Genomic DNA, 13,974 nt, shown 5'->3' on the forward strand with positions numbered 1-13,974 from the left:
CCTGCGCGGGTAGCACCGCGGACCGCGGGGCACGGGTGCCGGAACCTCCGGCGCACGTGCCCCGCAGTGCTGTCCGGACCCCGGGGGGCGGGTCCTAGGGTGGCGGCATGGAATCGAGTGCGGGTGTGCGGGTGCGGGCGGGCGGGGTGGCGGATCTCGGGGCGGTCGTGCCCCTGTTCCTGCGGTACCTGGAGTTCTACGAGGTGGCCGGGGACGAGGAGCGGGCCCGGGGGTACCTCGGGGAGCGGCTGGGCCGGGGCGAGTCCCTGGTGTGGCTGGCCGAGGACGCCGCCGGGGCCGCCATCGGCTTCGCGCAGGTGTACCCGACCTTCTCGTCGCTGGAGATGCGGCCGGTCTGGGTGCTGTACGACCTCTTCGTCGCGCCCGCGGGGCGGCGGACCGGGGCCGGCCGGGCGCTGCTGCGGGAGGTGGTCGAGGGGGCGCGGGCCGCGGGGGTGGCCGGGGTCCAGCTGGAGACGGCGTACGACAACGACGTCGCGCAGGCCCTCTACGAGGACGAGGGGTTCGTCCGGGAGGGGTTCCACGTCTACTGGCGGGCGTCGGCCTGAGCCCTTCCGGCGCCGCCCGCGCCCCGACGGCCCCGCGGAAAATTTTTCGCGAACCGGTGAAACATCCGCCGGGTGTCGGCGCGTCGTAAAGGTGGAGGGGCGTGGTGGGCACGTACCGGAAGGCGGGGGGACCGATGGCGTGGTCGCGTTCGGACGGGTTCCGTGAGTTCGCGGCTGCGCGGACCGGGCACCTGTACCGCTCGGCCTGCCTGCTCACCAGCGGGGACACGCACCTCGCGGAGGACCTGGTGCAGGAGACCCTGGGCCGGATGTACGTGCTGTGGGGACGGCGGCTGGCGCGGATCGACAATCCGGCCGCCTACGCGCAGACCGTGCTGGTGCGGGTCTTCCTGACGCACCGCCGGCGGCACTCCTCCTCGGAGCGCCCGCAGGACGAACTGCCCGACACGGGCGCGGCCCCGGACGCCGATCCGGAGCTGCGGATCACGCTGCTGGCGGCGCTCGGGCGGCTCGCGCCCAAGGACCGGGCGGTGATCGTGCTGCGCTACTGGGAGGACCGCAGTGTCGAGGAGACGGCCGACGCGATGAACGTCAGCTCGGCGGCGGTGCGGACCAGATGCACCCGGGCCCTGGCCCGGCTGCGCGAGCAACTGGGCGGCGCTCTGGGGGAGTTCGCCCTGCGCTGAGACGCCGGCGCGATGCTCCTGTTCGTCCTCCTTTCTCATGACAACGCCTTGGAAGGTGTGGTTCCGCATGCCCTTTGAAGATGATCTCGGACAGGCCCTCCGGCGGACGGGGGAGGGTTTCGGCGCCGATCAACAGGCCCTCCTCGACGGGGGCGAGGTCCGGGGCCGCCGGCGGCTGGCGCGGCGGCGGCTGGCGGTGGTGACCGGCGGCGTGCTGACCGTCGCGGTCGCGGCCACCGCGGGGGCCTGGTCCGACGCGCTGTTCGGCGGCGGCTCCGGCGGCGGCGTGGGGAAGGTCGGGGTGTCGGTGGCGACGTCCCCGCCGGTACGGGGGTCCGGCGGGGACGAGCAGCCCAGGGGCGGCGGCAAGGTCAGCGGCGAGCAGATGGTCGCGACGCTGAAGTCGCTGCTGCCGAGCGGGCAGTGGAGCGAGACCCGGGGCGTCGGCACGCGCGACGTGGCGGCCTCCGCCTCCGGGGTCTTCGACGACGGGCACGGCCCGGCGGCGGTCGGCATCTCGCTCAGCCGCTTCGACCCCAAGGGCCGGACCGCGCGCGGGATGACCGAGTGCCCGAGCAAGGTGTACGTCCCCCACGACGCGTGCAGCACGCAGAAGCTGCCGGGCGGCGGGCGGCTGATGGTCTTCCAGGGCTACGAGTACCCGGACAAGCGCGAGGACACCAAGTCCTGGCGGGCGACCCTGACGACGCCGGAGGGGTACCTGATCGACGCCAGCGAGTACAACGCCCCGGCCGAGAAGGGCGCGCAGACCTCGCGGACCAATCCGCCGCTGGGCCCCGAGCAGTTGAAGGCGCTGGTCTCCTCGCCCCGGTGGCGGCCGGCGCTGGCCGACCTGCCGGCCCCGCAGCCCGAGAACGTCGACCCGGGCGGCGGCGTCGGGAACATCGAGGGGCGCTTCCTGTCGCTGCTCCCCAAGGGGCTGACGGTGGTGGAGAAGGGCGGGGACGACGGCGGCGGCGCGACCTTCGCCGTGGTCGACGACGGCAAGGGCAGGACGCTGGTGCAGATCAACGTCCAGCCCCGGATGGGGGACGTCGCCGGAGACCTCTTCACCGGGGACAACGTCTCGACCCTGCCGGACGGCACCAAGGTCAAGTGGGAACAGAAGCCGGGGGAGAAGGGCGGCACGGGGGTCGTGTGGTGGACCGTCGACACGATCCGGCCGGACGGGCTGCGGGTGGTGGTGTCGGCCTTCAACTCCGGTTCGCAGAGCTCCGCGGCCACCCGGGAGGCGCCGGCCCTGAGCATCGCGCAGCTGCGGGCGATCGCCCTCAGCCCCACGTGGGTGACCGGCTAGGACGGGGCGGGGCGGCCGGGCCGCCCCGCTGGCCGCCGCCCTATTTGGCGTCCGCGTAGCACTCGACCACCGCGGTGGTGAAGGGGAAGCGGACCGGGGTGTCGCCGAAGGCGAGGCGGCCGGCCAGGTCGGCGGCCTCGCCGATGGCCGCCGCGACACGGGGGGCCTCCTCGGCGGGGCAGTGCAGCATCACCTCGTCGTGCTGGAAGAAGACCAGCTCGGCCCGGAGCCCGGCGACGGCCTGCCGGAGCGCGGCGAGCACCAGCAGGGCCCAGTCGGCGGCGCTGCCCTGGACGACGAAGTTGCGGGTGAACCGGCCGCGGGCGCGGGCGTCGGAGGAGGCGTACCCCGGGGTCCGGTCGCGGTCCTCGTCCTGCGGCAGGCCCGCCTCGTCGTCCTCGTCGGGACGGTGGGCGGGCGGGCAGGTGCGGCCCAGGTGGGTGCGGACCAGCCGGCCCTCCTCGCCGGCCTTCGCGGCCTCGTCGACGTACCCGACGGCCAGCGGGAAGCGGCGGCGCAGGGCGGCGAGGTTCTTCAGGCCGTCCCCGGAGGTCTGGCCGTAGACCGCGCCGAGCACGGCCAGCTTCGCCATCTCGCGGTCGCCGGCGAAGGCCCGGTCGGAGACGGCCTTGTAGAGGTCGCCGGGGTGGCCGGCCACCTCCATCAGGCCCGGGTCGCGGGAGATCGCGGCGAGCACCCGGGGCTCCATCTGGTCGGCGTCCGCGACCACCAGCCGCCAGCCGGGGTCGGCGACCACCGCCCGGCGGATGACCTTGGGGATCTGCAGGGCGCCGCCGCCGTTGGTGGTCCAGCGGCCGGTGACGGTGCCGCCGGGGACGTACTCCGGACGGAAGCGGCCGTCGTGGACCCAGTCCTGGAGCCAGCTCCAGCCGTGGGCGGTGTAGATGCGGTACAGCTTCTTGTACGCGATCAGGGGCTCCACGGCCGGGTGGTCGACCTCCTGGAGCTCCCAGCGGCGGGTGGAGCGGAGCTTGATGCCGGCCCCGGCGAAGGCCTTGATCACGTCGGCGGGGAGGTCGGGGCGGACCCGGCGGCCGAAGGCCCGGGACACCTCGTCGGCCAGCTCGGCCAGCCGGCGCGGCTCGCCGCGGCCGGCGTACCGGTCGCCGAGCAGGTCGGTGAGCAGGGCGCGGTGGACGTCGGCCCGCCACGGCAGACCGGCGCGGTTCATCTCGGCGGCGACCAGGAAGCCGGCCGACTCGGCGGCGGTGAGCAGCCGCATCCGGTCGGGGCGGGCGGTGGCGTCGTGGCGGCGGAGCTGGTCGGCGTAGACCTCCAGCAGGGCGTCGAAGCCGAGGGGGGCGGCGCGGGGGCCCAGGTCCTCGAAGAGCGAGGACTGGTTCCCCGGCTCGGCCGGGCGCTGGGGCGGATCCGGCGGTACGGGGGCGCCGGTGAGGCGGGCCCAGGCGGCGGCGGCCGAGCGGGGTTCGCCGGAGCGGCCCTCGTGGCCGAGGAGCAGGAGCTCGGCGTCCTCGATGTCGTAGCAGCGCTCGATGCGGATGCCTTCGGCGAGGAGGCGGGGGTAGACCGCGGCGGTGGACCGCCAGACCCAGCGGGTGGCCGCGGGGGCCTCGCGGACGGCGGTGGCGAGGTCGGGGGAGGTCCGGACCGGGCCGTCGGGCCGGCCGGTGGGGGTGAGGGGGACGGTCTGGACGCCCCCGTCCCCCATCTCGCCGAGAGCCCAACGATCGCGCACACGTACGAGTCTGCCACCCCCCTCTGACACCCCCCCCGAAGCCACGCCCACGCGCCCCCTTTGCGGCCGCCCGGCCCGGCTGCGCCGTGGCTGCGAGGGGGCTGAGCTGGGGGGATGGATTGGTACGCACCTGACTTAGTGTCCGCCCAGCGTTGCCGCGTGGTGACTCACCGTGTGAGAGTCCGGGCATCGGGGGCGGGGATCAGGGGGAGGCACTTCGTGCCACGCGGTCCGCGCGAAGGCGCCGTGGTGGTCGGGTCGGGGGGCTCGGCCGCCCGGCGCCTCCGGATGGCCGCGGATCCCGTCGCCCTCGGGGCAGGGCCGGTCGGCGGAGACCGGCGGTGAGCGAGGAGTGGTCGATGACCGAGCGGTTTGCAGGCAAGGTCGTACTGGTGACCGGGGCCGGATCCGGTATCGGACGGGCCAGCGCCCGGGGCTTCGCCCGGGAGGGCGCGGTCGTGGTGGCCTCCGGCGTCCGGGCCGAGTCCATCGCCGAGACGGTGCGGCTGATCACCGAGGAGGGCGGCCTCGCCAGCGCCGTGACCGCGGACGTCACCCGGCCCGAGGACATGGCCCGGCTGGTGGAGATCACCGTCAACCGGCACGGCGGCCTGCACGTGGCCCACAACAACGCCGGCATCTTCGGCCGTCCCGCCCCGGTCGGCGACCTCGACCTGGCCGACTGGCAGGCCGTGCTGGACGTGAACCTGACCGGGGTGCTGCTCTCCATGCAGCACGAGATCCAGCACATGCGCAGCCACGGCGGCGGGACCATCGTCAACACCTCGTCGAACATCGGCTACCACGGCCGGCGCCCGGGCCTGGCGGCCTACGCGGCCTCCAAGGCCGCGGTGAGCGTGCTGACCCGGGTCGCCGCCCTGGACCACATCAAGGACGGGATCCGGATCAACTCGGTGAGCCCGGGGGCCACCGAGACGCCGATGTCGCTGCGGCCCGGCGAGGACGACGCGGCGCGCGCGGCCCGGCTGAAGGACGCCGTCCCGATCGGGCGGATCGGCAACACCCGCGAGGTGGTCGACGCCGTGCTGTGGCTCGCCTCCGACGCGGCCAGCTTCGTGGTCGGCCACGACCTGGTCGCGGACGGCGGCGTCACCGCCTGACCCCCGCCCGGGCTCAGCCCCCGGCGCGGCGGTCCGGGAAGGCCGTGGCGGTGAGGGCCAGGAGGGGGGCGGACTTCACGGCCGTCTCCTCGTACTCCTCCTCCGGGTCGGAGAGGGCGACGATCGCCCCGCCGACGCCGTACCGGACCCGCCCCGGGGTGATTACCGCGGTGCGGATGGCCACGCTCAGGTCGGCGGCCCCGGAGAGGGAGAAGTAGCCGATGACGCCGGAGTAGACGCCCCGGGGGCCCGCCTCCAGGGTGTCGATGATCTGCATGGTGCGGATCTTGGGGGCGCCGGTCATCGAGCCGGGCGGGAAGGCGGAGCGCACGCACCGGACGGCCGAGCGGTCCGGGCGCAGCCGGGCCCGGACCGTGCTGACCAGCTGGTGGACGGTGGCGTAGCTCTCGACCCGGAAGATCTCGGAGGCGTCGACCGACCCGATGACCGCGTCCCGGCCCAGGTCGTTGCGGACCAGGTCGACGATCATCAGGTTCTCGGCGCGGTCCTTCTCGTTGGTCAGCAGGTCCGCGACCAGGGCCGCGTCCTGGTCCGGGGTGGCGCCGCGCGGCCGGGTGCCCTTGATGGGCTTGGACTCGGCCCGGCCGTCCGCGCCGATCCGCAGGAACCGCTCGGGGGAGGTGCTGAGCACCGAGAGGTCGCCGAAGCGCAGCAGCGCGCCGTACGGGGCCGGGCTGAGCCGGCGCAGGAAGCGGTAGCCGGCCCAGGGGTCCAGGTCCCCGGCCGCCTCGATCATGTTGGTCAGGCAGACCTCGTACGTCTCGCCGGCCGCGATCTCGCGGTGGCAGTCGGCGATCAGCCGCAGGTAGGCGTCGTGGTCGTGGCGCAGCCGCAGCTCGCCGGTGATCCGGCCGGCGGGCGCGTCCGCACCCTCCCGCGGGCGCGGGACCGGTGCGGTGCCCCCACCGGTCCGGGCGTCCGCGCCCGTCCCCGTACCGCAGTCCTCGTCCGCTCCCGTGCCCGTACCCGGCGCCCGCCCCCGCAGCGTCGCCGCGGTGCCGGTCAGCCAGCGGCGGGCGGCCCGCTCGTCGCCGTCCTCGGCCAGGGCGAGCAGGGTGGTGGTGCCGGTGAGGTGGTCGAAGACCAGCGCCCGGTCGGCGAAGACCAGGGTGGCGTCCGGGTCCTCGGAGCGGTGGGCCGCGCTGCCGCCGCACTCGGCCTTGAGCTCGTAGCCGAGGTACCCCACCCAGCCGAGGGCGAACGGGCCCGGCAGGTCCGGGAGTTCGGTGTAGAGGGAGCGCAGGTCCCGGTCCAGCCAGTCGAGGAAGGGACCGCTCACCACCTCCCGGCCGGCGGCCGAGCGTACGGTCACGGTCCCGCTGGTCACGTCGGCCTCGGCGATCCGGGCCAGCGGACCGGAGGCGTCGCCCATCACGGAGAAGCGGCCGGCGTCGTCGTCGGGCCGGCTGCCGTCCAGCCAGAAGGCGTGCCCGGAGCCGCCGAAGAGGTGCTGGTAGGCCGCCTCCTCGGGCCAGTCGGTGACCAGGTGCTCGGCGAGCACCCGCAGCTTGCGCGAGGGCGGCCCGTCGACGGGGTCCGGCAGCAGGCCGGTGCCGGGGGCCGGCGCGGTGGTGCGGCCGCCGGCGGGCCGGGCGCCGCGCCGGGCGTGCCAGTCGCCGCTCAGCCGCAGGAAGTTGGCGAGCAGGTCGTGGCCGTGCCGGGTGAGTACCGACTCGGGGTGGAACTGGAGCCCCCACAAAGGGCGTTCGGTGTGCTGGAAGCCCATGAGCACCCCGTCGGCGGTCCACGCGGTCGCGGTCAGCTCCGGGGGCAGGTCGGTGACGGCCAGCGAGTGGTAGCGGACCACGTCGAAGGGGCTGGGCAGGCCGGCGAACAGCCCCTCGCCGGTGTGCTCGACGGCGGATATCCGGCCGTGCCGCGGCTCGGGCGCGCGGTCGACGGTGGCGCCGTGCAGCAGCGCCATGCCCTGGTGGCCGAGGCATATCCCGAGCACCGGCAGGTCGGCGGTCTCCAGGACCTCCCGGCAGATCCCGAAGTCGGCCGGGACACCGGGGTGCCCGGGGCCGGGGGAGAGGACGACGTTGTCGAAGTCCTCGAGCAGGCCGGGGTGCCAGGCCGGGTCGTCGTTGCGGAGCACCACGGGCTCGTGCCCGCTCACCTCCGCCAGGTAGTGGAAGAGGTTGTAGGTGAAGGAGTCGTAGTTGTCGATGAGGAGGGTACGCACCGTCGGTCCCGTGCTGCTGTCGGTGGAGCTGGCCGGCTGTCTCACGCGGTCCGCCGGCTCAGGCCGTGGCCCGCACCTCGTACAGGATGTGCGCGATCGTTTCTTCGCCGTCCCGGTCCGCGCGCCCGGCGACCATGTGCAGTTCCCGGCCCAGCCGGTGCGCCAGCTCGTGCAGCCGGGGGATGTCCCCGCGGTCGCTGAAGTGCAGCAGGGCGCGGCCCCCGGGGGCCAGCCGGTCGGTGGCCCCGGCGAGGTAGCGGGTGTGCGAGCGGTAGCCGGCGTCGACGTACGCCTGGTCGTGGACGGACTCGTAGGTCAGGTCCTCGGGGCCCAGGACGAAGTTGGAGTGCCAGTAGACGACGTCGAACCGCTCCTGCGGGTCCAGGTCGTCGAAGACGTTGCTGTGCACCGCGCGGAGCCGGTCCTCGACCTGGTGCCGGCGGGCGTTGAGGGCGGTGTTGCGCACCGCCTCCGGGTTGATGTCGGCGGCCACCACCCGGTCGCAGCCCAGCATCGCGGCGGTCACGGCGACCACCCCGGTGCCGCAGCCGATCTCCAGGAACGAGCCCTTCTGAGGGCTGCGCTCGGAGCCGAGGCCGAGGAGTTCCATGGCCACGCCGGTGGAGCGGCTGAACGGCGGCGCGAACACGTCGTCCAGCAGGTCCCACTCGCTGCCGAACATGTCGAACGTTTTCGGCCGGTCATGCCGGGTGCGAGCAGCGCGGCTGCGCTCCAGAGACTTCCGGTAGCTCCGGATCTCCGTCATGCCCACCCCTTCTTCACCACCGGGTGCGGCTGGCCCCGGATTCCCCAATTGCATCGTTTCCGACGGCATGAACCCCTGGAAGGTGGCCAGGTAACACTCGAGACCTGGGAAAAGGTGTCGCGGACACATTCCCAAGGGCTCGAACCGGTCTTGACCGCTCCTGGGATCTTATCTTAAGATCCCAAATACTTTTGACTGAAATTTTGCTTGCGCCGGGGGGCGTTGCCAGTGCCGGAACTGCCGGTCGAGTCATCCAGCCGCCCGCCCGGACAGCCATCCGGTGACGCCGACGCGCTGGCCATTTTGAGTCTCCTCGCCCAGGAGGCCCCCAAGACGGCCTTCGAGGGGCTGCTGCGCACCGCCCGGAGCCAGGGCGCGGACCCCGAGCGGCTGGCCGCGCTCGAGCAGGCGGTCCAGCTCGCGTCCGCCGTCCAGGCCTCCGCCGAGGAGCGCCGCCGCCGCGAAGCCGCCATGGCCGCCCTGGTCGACACCGCCCGCGACATCGCCTCCCCCAGCGACCTGGACGGGCTGCTCAACGTCATCACCGGCCGGGCCCGCCGGCTGCTGGGCTTCGACATGGCGTACATCAGCCTGCGCAAGCCCGAGGGCGGCAGCTACGTGCACTCTTCGCAGGGCGAGACCACCGTCTTCAACGTCGGCCTGCGGATCGACGAGGGCCACGGCCTCGGCGAGGTGGCCCAGGACCGCCGGGCCCCCTTCTGGACCGCCGACTACCTCAACGACAGCGCCTTCCCGCACTCGGACCGGATCGACGACGTGGTCCGCGCCGAGGGCCTGCGGGCCATCATCGCCGTGCCGATGAGCCTGGGCTCGACCACCGTCGGCGCGCTCTACGGCGCCGACCGCAACCTGCGGCACTTCACCCCCGACGAGGTCAGCCTGCTGCGCTCGCTGGCGGACCTGGCCGCGGTCGCCCTGGAGAAGGCCCGGCTGCTGGACCGGATCCAGTCCGAGGCGGCCCGGCTGGAGCAGGAGAACGTCCGCGAGCGGGCCCGGACCGGGAGCCTGCTGGCCCTGTCCGCCGCCCGGGACCGGCTGGCCGCGCTGGCGCTGGACGGGGCGGACATGGCCGAGGTCGCCAAGGCCACCGCCGACGCACTCGGCGGCACCGTCGCCGTCCACGACTCGCTCGGCCAGTGCCTGGCCGCCACCGGCGAGCTGGACCGCCCCGACGAGCCCGCGGTGCTCAAGGCCGCGCTCAGCGCACTGGCCGCCCGCACCCCCGTACCGGTCACCGGGAGCGGCCCCGGTGCCCTCTGGGCCACCCCCGCCCTGGCGGGCAGCCAGGAGCTGGGCATCCTGCTGCTCCAGTGCGCCGAACCGCTCACCCCCGAGCAGGCGGGCTTCCTCGACTTCGCCGGCCGGGCCGTCGCGCTGATGCTGCTGCTCCAGCGCAGCGCCGCGGTCGCCGCCGGGCCGGTGCGCGACGAGCTCTTCGACGACCTGCTCGCCGGCGCCCCGCACGCCCGGCGCAAGCTCGCCGAGCGGGCCCGCCGGCTGGGCATCGACCCGGCCCGGCCGTACACCGTCCTGGCGGTCCGGCCGGACGGCAGCGAACTGGGCCAGGCCGTGGTCTGGGCCTCCTCGTACGCCTACCGCACCGGCGGGCTCAAGACCGTCCACGACGGCTGCATCGTGCTGCTGCTGCCCGAGGAGAACGCCTCCCGCGCCGCCGAGAACGCCCACCGGGAGATCTCCGCGCTGCTCGGCAAGCCGGTCTCGGTCGGCGCGGCCGGCCCGGCCCGGGAGCTGGCCGCCGTCCCGGAGGTCCACCAGGAGGCGCGGCGCTGCCTCGACGCGGTGATCGCGGTCGGTGGCGCGGGCAGCGCGGCGGCCACCGAGGAGCTGGGCTTCCTCGGCATGCTGCTCGCCGAGGACCTGGACGTGGACCGGTACATCGAGTCCACCCTCGGCCCGGTGCTCGCGTACGACCGGCAGCGCGAAGCCGAGCTGGTGCGCACCCTCGGCGCGTACTTCGCCTCCCAGGGCAGCCCGACCCGGGCGGCGAACATCCTGAGCCTGCACGCCAACACCGTCTCGCGGCGGCTGGAACGGCTCACCGAACTGCTCGGCCCGCACTGGCAGGACCCGTCCTCGGCCCTCGAGCTCCAGCTGGCGCTGCGGCTGTACCAGACCCGGCAGCTGCTGCGCCGCAAGCCGGCCCCGGACCGGCGCCCGGAGCCCCCGGCCGCCGCGGAGGACTGACCCGGCCCGCGGGGGTCAGAGTCGGCCGTCGGCCGCCATCGTGATGGCGTGGGCCGCGGAGGCCAGGGTGATGTGCCGGTGCCAGCCGCAGAAGGACCGGCCCTCGAAGTCGCGCAGTCCCGCACCCTCGCCCACCCGGGCCAGGTCCCGGTCCACCCGGGCGGTCAGCTTCGTGGTGCGCAGCAGCGCCTCGGGGTGCGCGGCGCGGGTGCCGGCCACCCAGATCCGGTCCGGCTCGCCGCGCGGGTCGGACCACTCGCCGAAGAGCAGCAGCCCGTCGCCCGGCCGGCCCGCGGTGGCCGCGGCCGCCCCGGGCAGCGCCACCTTGACCGTGGTCACCAGCGCCATCCGGCGGCCGCCCGGCCGCTGCGGGTCCAGCCAGCCGGCCGGCCGGCGCAGCCCGCGGACCGAGGCCAGGATCCGGCCCGCCGAGCGGGGCCCGGCCCCGAAGCCGGGCAGCGCCGGGTCCTCGACCGTGAAGCGGCTCTCCTCGCGGACCCGGACCAGCGCGGGCACCCCCGCCGCGGCCAGCCGGTGCAGGGCCGGGCCGGGGCGCTGGAGGGGAAGGTCCAGCACCACCGGCCGGACCCGGCCGCCGGGGCCGCCGGCCAGGGCGGCGGCCTCCAGGGCCGCCGAGACCGCGCACTGCTCCAGCGTCTCGGCCGTGAACTCCGCCGGGATCTCCGCCCGGTGCCGCCGCGGCAGGTCCTCGATCCAGCTCTCGGGCAGGAAGAGCCGCCAGTTCACCGGGGTGCTCACCGCCTCGGAGGCCTGCCAGACCCCGAAGGCCTGCTGGCCCCGGACCATCTGGCCGAGCTCGGGGTCGTAGGAGCGGTCCACGCCCACCGACTGCTCGCCGGTCTTGGGGATGGACAGCTGCCGCACCACGTGCGCGTGCGGGGCGCCGAGCCGCGCCGCGTACGAGGCCAGTGCGGCCCGCACCGGCATCCAGTCCCAGGGCGAGTTGGAGATGAAGTGCTGGAGGCTCTGCTCCAGTGCCGACTGCCCGAAGGACCCGGCGATGTTCCGGATGGACTTGCGGCCCTCCGCCAGCAGCAGCCCGCGCAGGTACTGCTCGCCCTTCTGGCGCTGGTCGCGCCGGGGCATGGAGGCGAACAGCGAACCGCACAGCTCGTCGGCGGCCTCCTGGCGGCGCAGCGCCCGCGCCTGGGTGCCGGCGGTGTCGCGCGGCTCCCCGCCGGTGCCGGTGCCGGTGCCGACGGTGTCGGTCCGGCCGGGGCCGTCGGCCCGCACGTCCCTGCGCGGGCCGGGCGGGAGCGGGGCACTGCGCCGGCGCGGCACCCGCGGCGCTCCCGCCTGCGGCCTGGTCGGGCAGAGGACCTGGTCCATCGTGTTCCCTCCTGGGCGAGGGGCCGCCCCGTGCGGCCCGTCGCCCAGGCTCGCGCGCGGACCCTGCTGGCCAGAAGGTGTGCGGGTCACCCTGGTGGGGGCCGGGGCAGTCGCCCCGCCACCACCGTCCGGGGGCCGGGGCGGCGTGGCGGGGCCGTCCGGGCCGTCCGGGGTGTGGCCGGACCACACCGCCCCGGCCGACGCGCCGCGACTGTCCACAGGGTGTGGACGGGGCTTCGGCCGCGGGTTCCGGATGGGTTCCGGATGCCGCCCGGCGGCCCGGGCGGCCCGCGTGCGAGGCTGACGGGCGTGACCGACACCGTTGACCGCGCCCTCGCCGCCGCCCTCTCCTCCCAGGACGACGGCGGCCTCGACACCGGGGCCTCGCTGCTCGCGGCCGACGCCGGGGCCTGGCCGGAGACCGGCCGGCAGCTGCTGGCCCGCGGTGCGGAGTACGTCCGCCGGGCCTGGGAGCGCGGCTGGCAGCCGGCCGACGTCCTGCGGCTGGTTCGGCGGGACCTGGACGGCCTGCACGAGCGCCTGGTCCTGGACCTGATCGCGGCCGAGGGGCGGCGCTACCCGGCGGCGCGGCTCTCCGAGCGGTGGCGGGCCCAGCTGGCCGAGCTCGGCGGGGCCGAGGTGTGGTGGGGGAGCGACGAGCGGTACGCGCCCGGGCTCGCGGCCCGCGAGTCGGCGGACCGGTTCAGCCTGGCCACCGCGGTGCTGGAGGCGCTGCGGCTGCTGGTCCGGCTGCCCGGGGTGGAACCGGTCGGGCCGGTACCGGGGGACCCGCTGGCCGGTGTCGCGCTGGAGCACGGCGACCCGAAGACGCTGGGGCGGATCCGGGCCCTGCTGGCCAAGGCGGAGGCCACCACCTATCCGGAGGAGGCCGAGGCGCTGAGCGCCAAGGCCCAGGAGCTGATGGCCCGGCACACCCTGGACGAGGCCGCGCTGGCCCGGCCCGGGCAGCGGCCGGGGGCCTGCCGGATCGGCGTCGAGCCGCCGTATGAGGAGGCCAAGGCGGTACTCCTGGACGCGGTCGCCACCGCCAACCGCTGCCAGGCGGTGTGGAACTCCGGCTTCGGCTTCTCCACGGTGGTGGGCTTCGAGGGGGACCTGGAGGCGGTCGAGCTGCTGCACGCGTCGCTGCTCGTGCAGGGCACCGCCGCGATGACCCGGGCCGAGGCCGGCCAGCGGGCCGGCGGACGTAAGCGGACCAAGACCTTCCGGCAGTCGTTCTTCCTCGCCTACGCGAGCCGGGTCGGCCACCGGCTGGCCAAGGCGGCCGAGCAGGTGGTCGAGGCGGAGGCCGCCGGGGGCGCGCTGCTGCCGGTGCTCGCGGCCCGCGACGTGGCCGTCACCTCCCGCGCCGAGGAGATGTTCCCCCGCACCACGACCACCCGCCTCCGCGGCGCCGTGGACGAAGCCGGCTGGCTGGACGGCACGGCAGCGGCAGACCGCGCGGACGTGGCCGGCGGGCGGGGCCGGAAACCCCTCGCCCCTTGACGCCACGGGACGCACTGCCAGGGCAGAACCCCGCCCGCCTTTCAGCCCGTCTGTACCCCTCCTCCAGCCCCGCCGGGGGCACCTCCCAGCGGTAGCTGGGGGAGTTCGAGGCGACCGTCCGTACCTTCCAGCCCCGCCGGCGTTTGAGGCGCGGGGGCTCCGGGGGCGGTGCCAGGGCGGCGCCCCGCTGTTCCCCTTTACTAGCCTCGCCGGCGTTTGAGGCGACCGTCGCGGAGCGGCGGTGCGGGGCTCGGGGCGGCGCCCCACTGTCTCCTCCGGCCCTCCCCTCCCAGCCTCGCCGGCGTTTGAGGCGCGGGGGTCGGGGCGGAGCCCCGCTGTCTCCCTTACCCAGCCCCGCCGGCGTTTGAGGCGCGGGGGCTCCGGGGGCGGCGCCCACCGGTTTCGGGAAGGGGTGGGGTGGGGTCTGCTCCGCGCAGCGGCAACCGCAGGGCGGGCGGTCGGGATGTGTGGGTCCCCGCGTCGCTTGACGGGGGCGGCCTGCAGGCCCTGCGGCAGGCCCACCCCTGGGACTTCGCGGCTTCGCCGTG

General features: G+C 75.4%; 10 protein-coding genes. 6 read left to right on the forward strand and 4 right to left on the reverse strand.

Annotated features, from left to right (window positions below; genetic code table 11):
* Positions 1 to 107: 107 nt before the first annotated feature.
* The 3 genes from AB0O40_RS29135 (at position 108) to AB0O40_RS29145 (ending at position 2,534) form a co-directional block, all read left to right on the forward strand.
* Complete coding sequence (locus AB0O40_RS29135) at positions 108 to 569, forward strand: GNAT family N-acetyltransferase (RefSeq protein WP_365047914.1); 462 nt, start codon at positions 108 to 110, stop codon at positions 567 to 569.
* 134 nt (positions 570 to 703) lie between these two features.
* Positions 704 to 1,216 carry a SigE family RNA polymerase sigma factor gene (locus AB0O40_RS29140; RefSeq protein ID WP_365047916.1) on the forward strand — a complete coding sequence of 171 codons (513 nt, stop codon included), beginning with the start codon at positions 704 to 706 and terminating at the stop codon, positions 1,214 to 1,216.
* A gap of 67 nt (positions 1,217 to 1,283) precedes the next feature.
* Positions 1,284 to 2,534, forward strand: coding sequence for a hypothetical protein (locus AB0O40_RS29145; RefSeq protein WP_365047918.1), 1,251 nt, complete (start codon positions 1,284 to 1,286; stop codon positions 2,532 to 2,534).
* A gap of 40 nt (positions 2,535 to 2,574) precedes the next feature.
* On the opposite strand, the gene AB0O40_RS29150 is transcribed toward AB0O40_RS29145, so the two are convergent.
* Positions 2,575 to 4,251, reverse strand: coding sequence for a bifunctional 3'-5' exonuclease/DNA polymerase (locus AB0O40_RS29150; protein ID WP_365047919.1), 1,677 nt, complete (start codon positions 4,249 to 4,251; stop codon positions 2,575 to 2,577).
* A 359-nt stretch (positions 4,252 to 4,610) separates the two neighbouring features.
* Between AB0O40_RS29150 and AB0O40_RS29155 the strand changes: the two genes are divergently transcribed.
* Positions 4,611 to 5,372, forward strand: a complete 762-nt coding sequence (locus AB0O40_RS29155; protein WP_365047921.1) for a glucose 1-dehydrogenase — start codon at positions 4,611 to 4,613, stop codon at positions 5,370 to 5,372.
* A 13-nt stretch (positions 5,373 to 5,385) separates the two neighbouring features.
* On the opposite strand, the gene pabB is transcribed toward AB0O40_RS29155, so the two are convergent.
* Positions 5,386 to 7,578, reverse strand: a complete 2,193-nt coding sequence (gene pabB, locus AB0O40_RS29160) for an aminodeoxychorismate synthase component I (RefSeq protein ID WP_365047923.1) — start codon at positions 7,576 to 7,578, stop codon at positions 5,386 to 5,388.
* Positions 7,579 to 7,636: 58 nt separating this feature from the next.
* Positions 7,637 to 8,260: a 50S ribosomal protein L11 methyltransferase gene (locus AB0O40_RS29165; protein ID WP_365047925.1), complete on the reverse strand. Its 624-nt coding sequence runs from the start codon at positions 8,258 to 8,260 to the stop codon at positions 7,637 to 7,639.
* Between the two features lie 387 nt (positions 8,261 to 8,647).
* Here AB0O40_RS29165 and AB0O40_RS29170 point away from each other — a divergent pair, with 387 nt between their 5' ends.
* Positions 8,648 to 10,570: a GAF domain-containing protein gene (locus AB0O40_RS29170; RefSeq protein WP_365047927.1), complete on the forward strand. Its 1,923-nt coding sequence runs from the start codon at positions 8,648 to 8,650 to the stop codon at positions 10,568 to 10,570.
* A 15-nt stretch (positions 10,571 to 10,585) separates the two neighbouring features.
* On the opposite strand, the gene AB0O40_RS29175 is transcribed toward AB0O40_RS29170, so the two are convergent.
* Entirely contained in the window at positions 10,586 to 11,920 is a 1,335-nt protein-coding gene (locus AB0O40_RS29175) for a transposase (RefSeq protein ID WP_365047929.1), read from the reverse strand.
* A 309-nt stretch (positions 11,921 to 12,229) separates the two neighbouring features.
* Here AB0O40_RS29175 and AB0O40_RS29180 point away from each other — a divergent pair, with 309 nt between their 5' ends.
* On the forward strand, positions 12,230 to 13,426 hold the full coding sequence (locus tag AB0O40_RS29180) for a DUF2786 domain-containing protein (protein WP_365047930.1): 1,197 nt from the start codon (positions 12,230 to 12,232) through the stop codon (positions 13,424 to 13,426).
* Positions 13,427 to 13,974 lie beyond the last annotated feature (548 nt).

Source organism: Streptomyces sp. NPDC089919, assembly GCF_040684615.1.
Taxonomy (GTDB): Bacteria; Actinomycetota; Actinomycetes; order Streptomycetales; family Streptomycetaceae; genus Streptomyces.

What these genes read in the sequence shown, in the direction of transcription:
- AB0O40_RS29135 (WP_365047914.1), top strand. Translation starts at nt 108, where the DNA reads ATGGAATCGAGTGCGGGTGTGCGGGTGCGGGCGGGCGGGGTGGCGGAT.
- AB0O40_RS29140 (WP_365047916.1), top strand. Translation starts at nt 704, where the DNA reads ATGGCGTGGTCGCGTTCGGACGGGTTCCGTGAGTTCGCGGCTGCGCGG.
- AB0O40_RS29145 (WP_365047918.1), top strand. Translation starts at nt 1,284, where the DNA reads ATGCCCTTTGAAGATGATCTCGGACAGGCCCTCCGGCGGACGGGGGAG.
- AB0O40_RS29155 (WP_365047921.1), top strand. Translation starts at nt 4,611, where the DNA reads ATGACCGAGCGGTTTGCAGGCAAGGTCGTACTGGTGACCGGGGCCGGA.
- AB0O40_RS29165 (WP_365047925.1), bottom strand. Translation starts at nt 8,260, where the DNA reads ATGTTCGGCAGCGAGTGGGACCTGCTGGACGACGTGTTCGCGCCGCCG.
- AB0O40_RS29175 (WP_365047929.1), bottom strand. Translation starts at nt 11,920, where the DNA reads ATGGACCAGGTCCTCTGCCCGACCAGGCCGCAGGCGGGAGCGCCGCGG.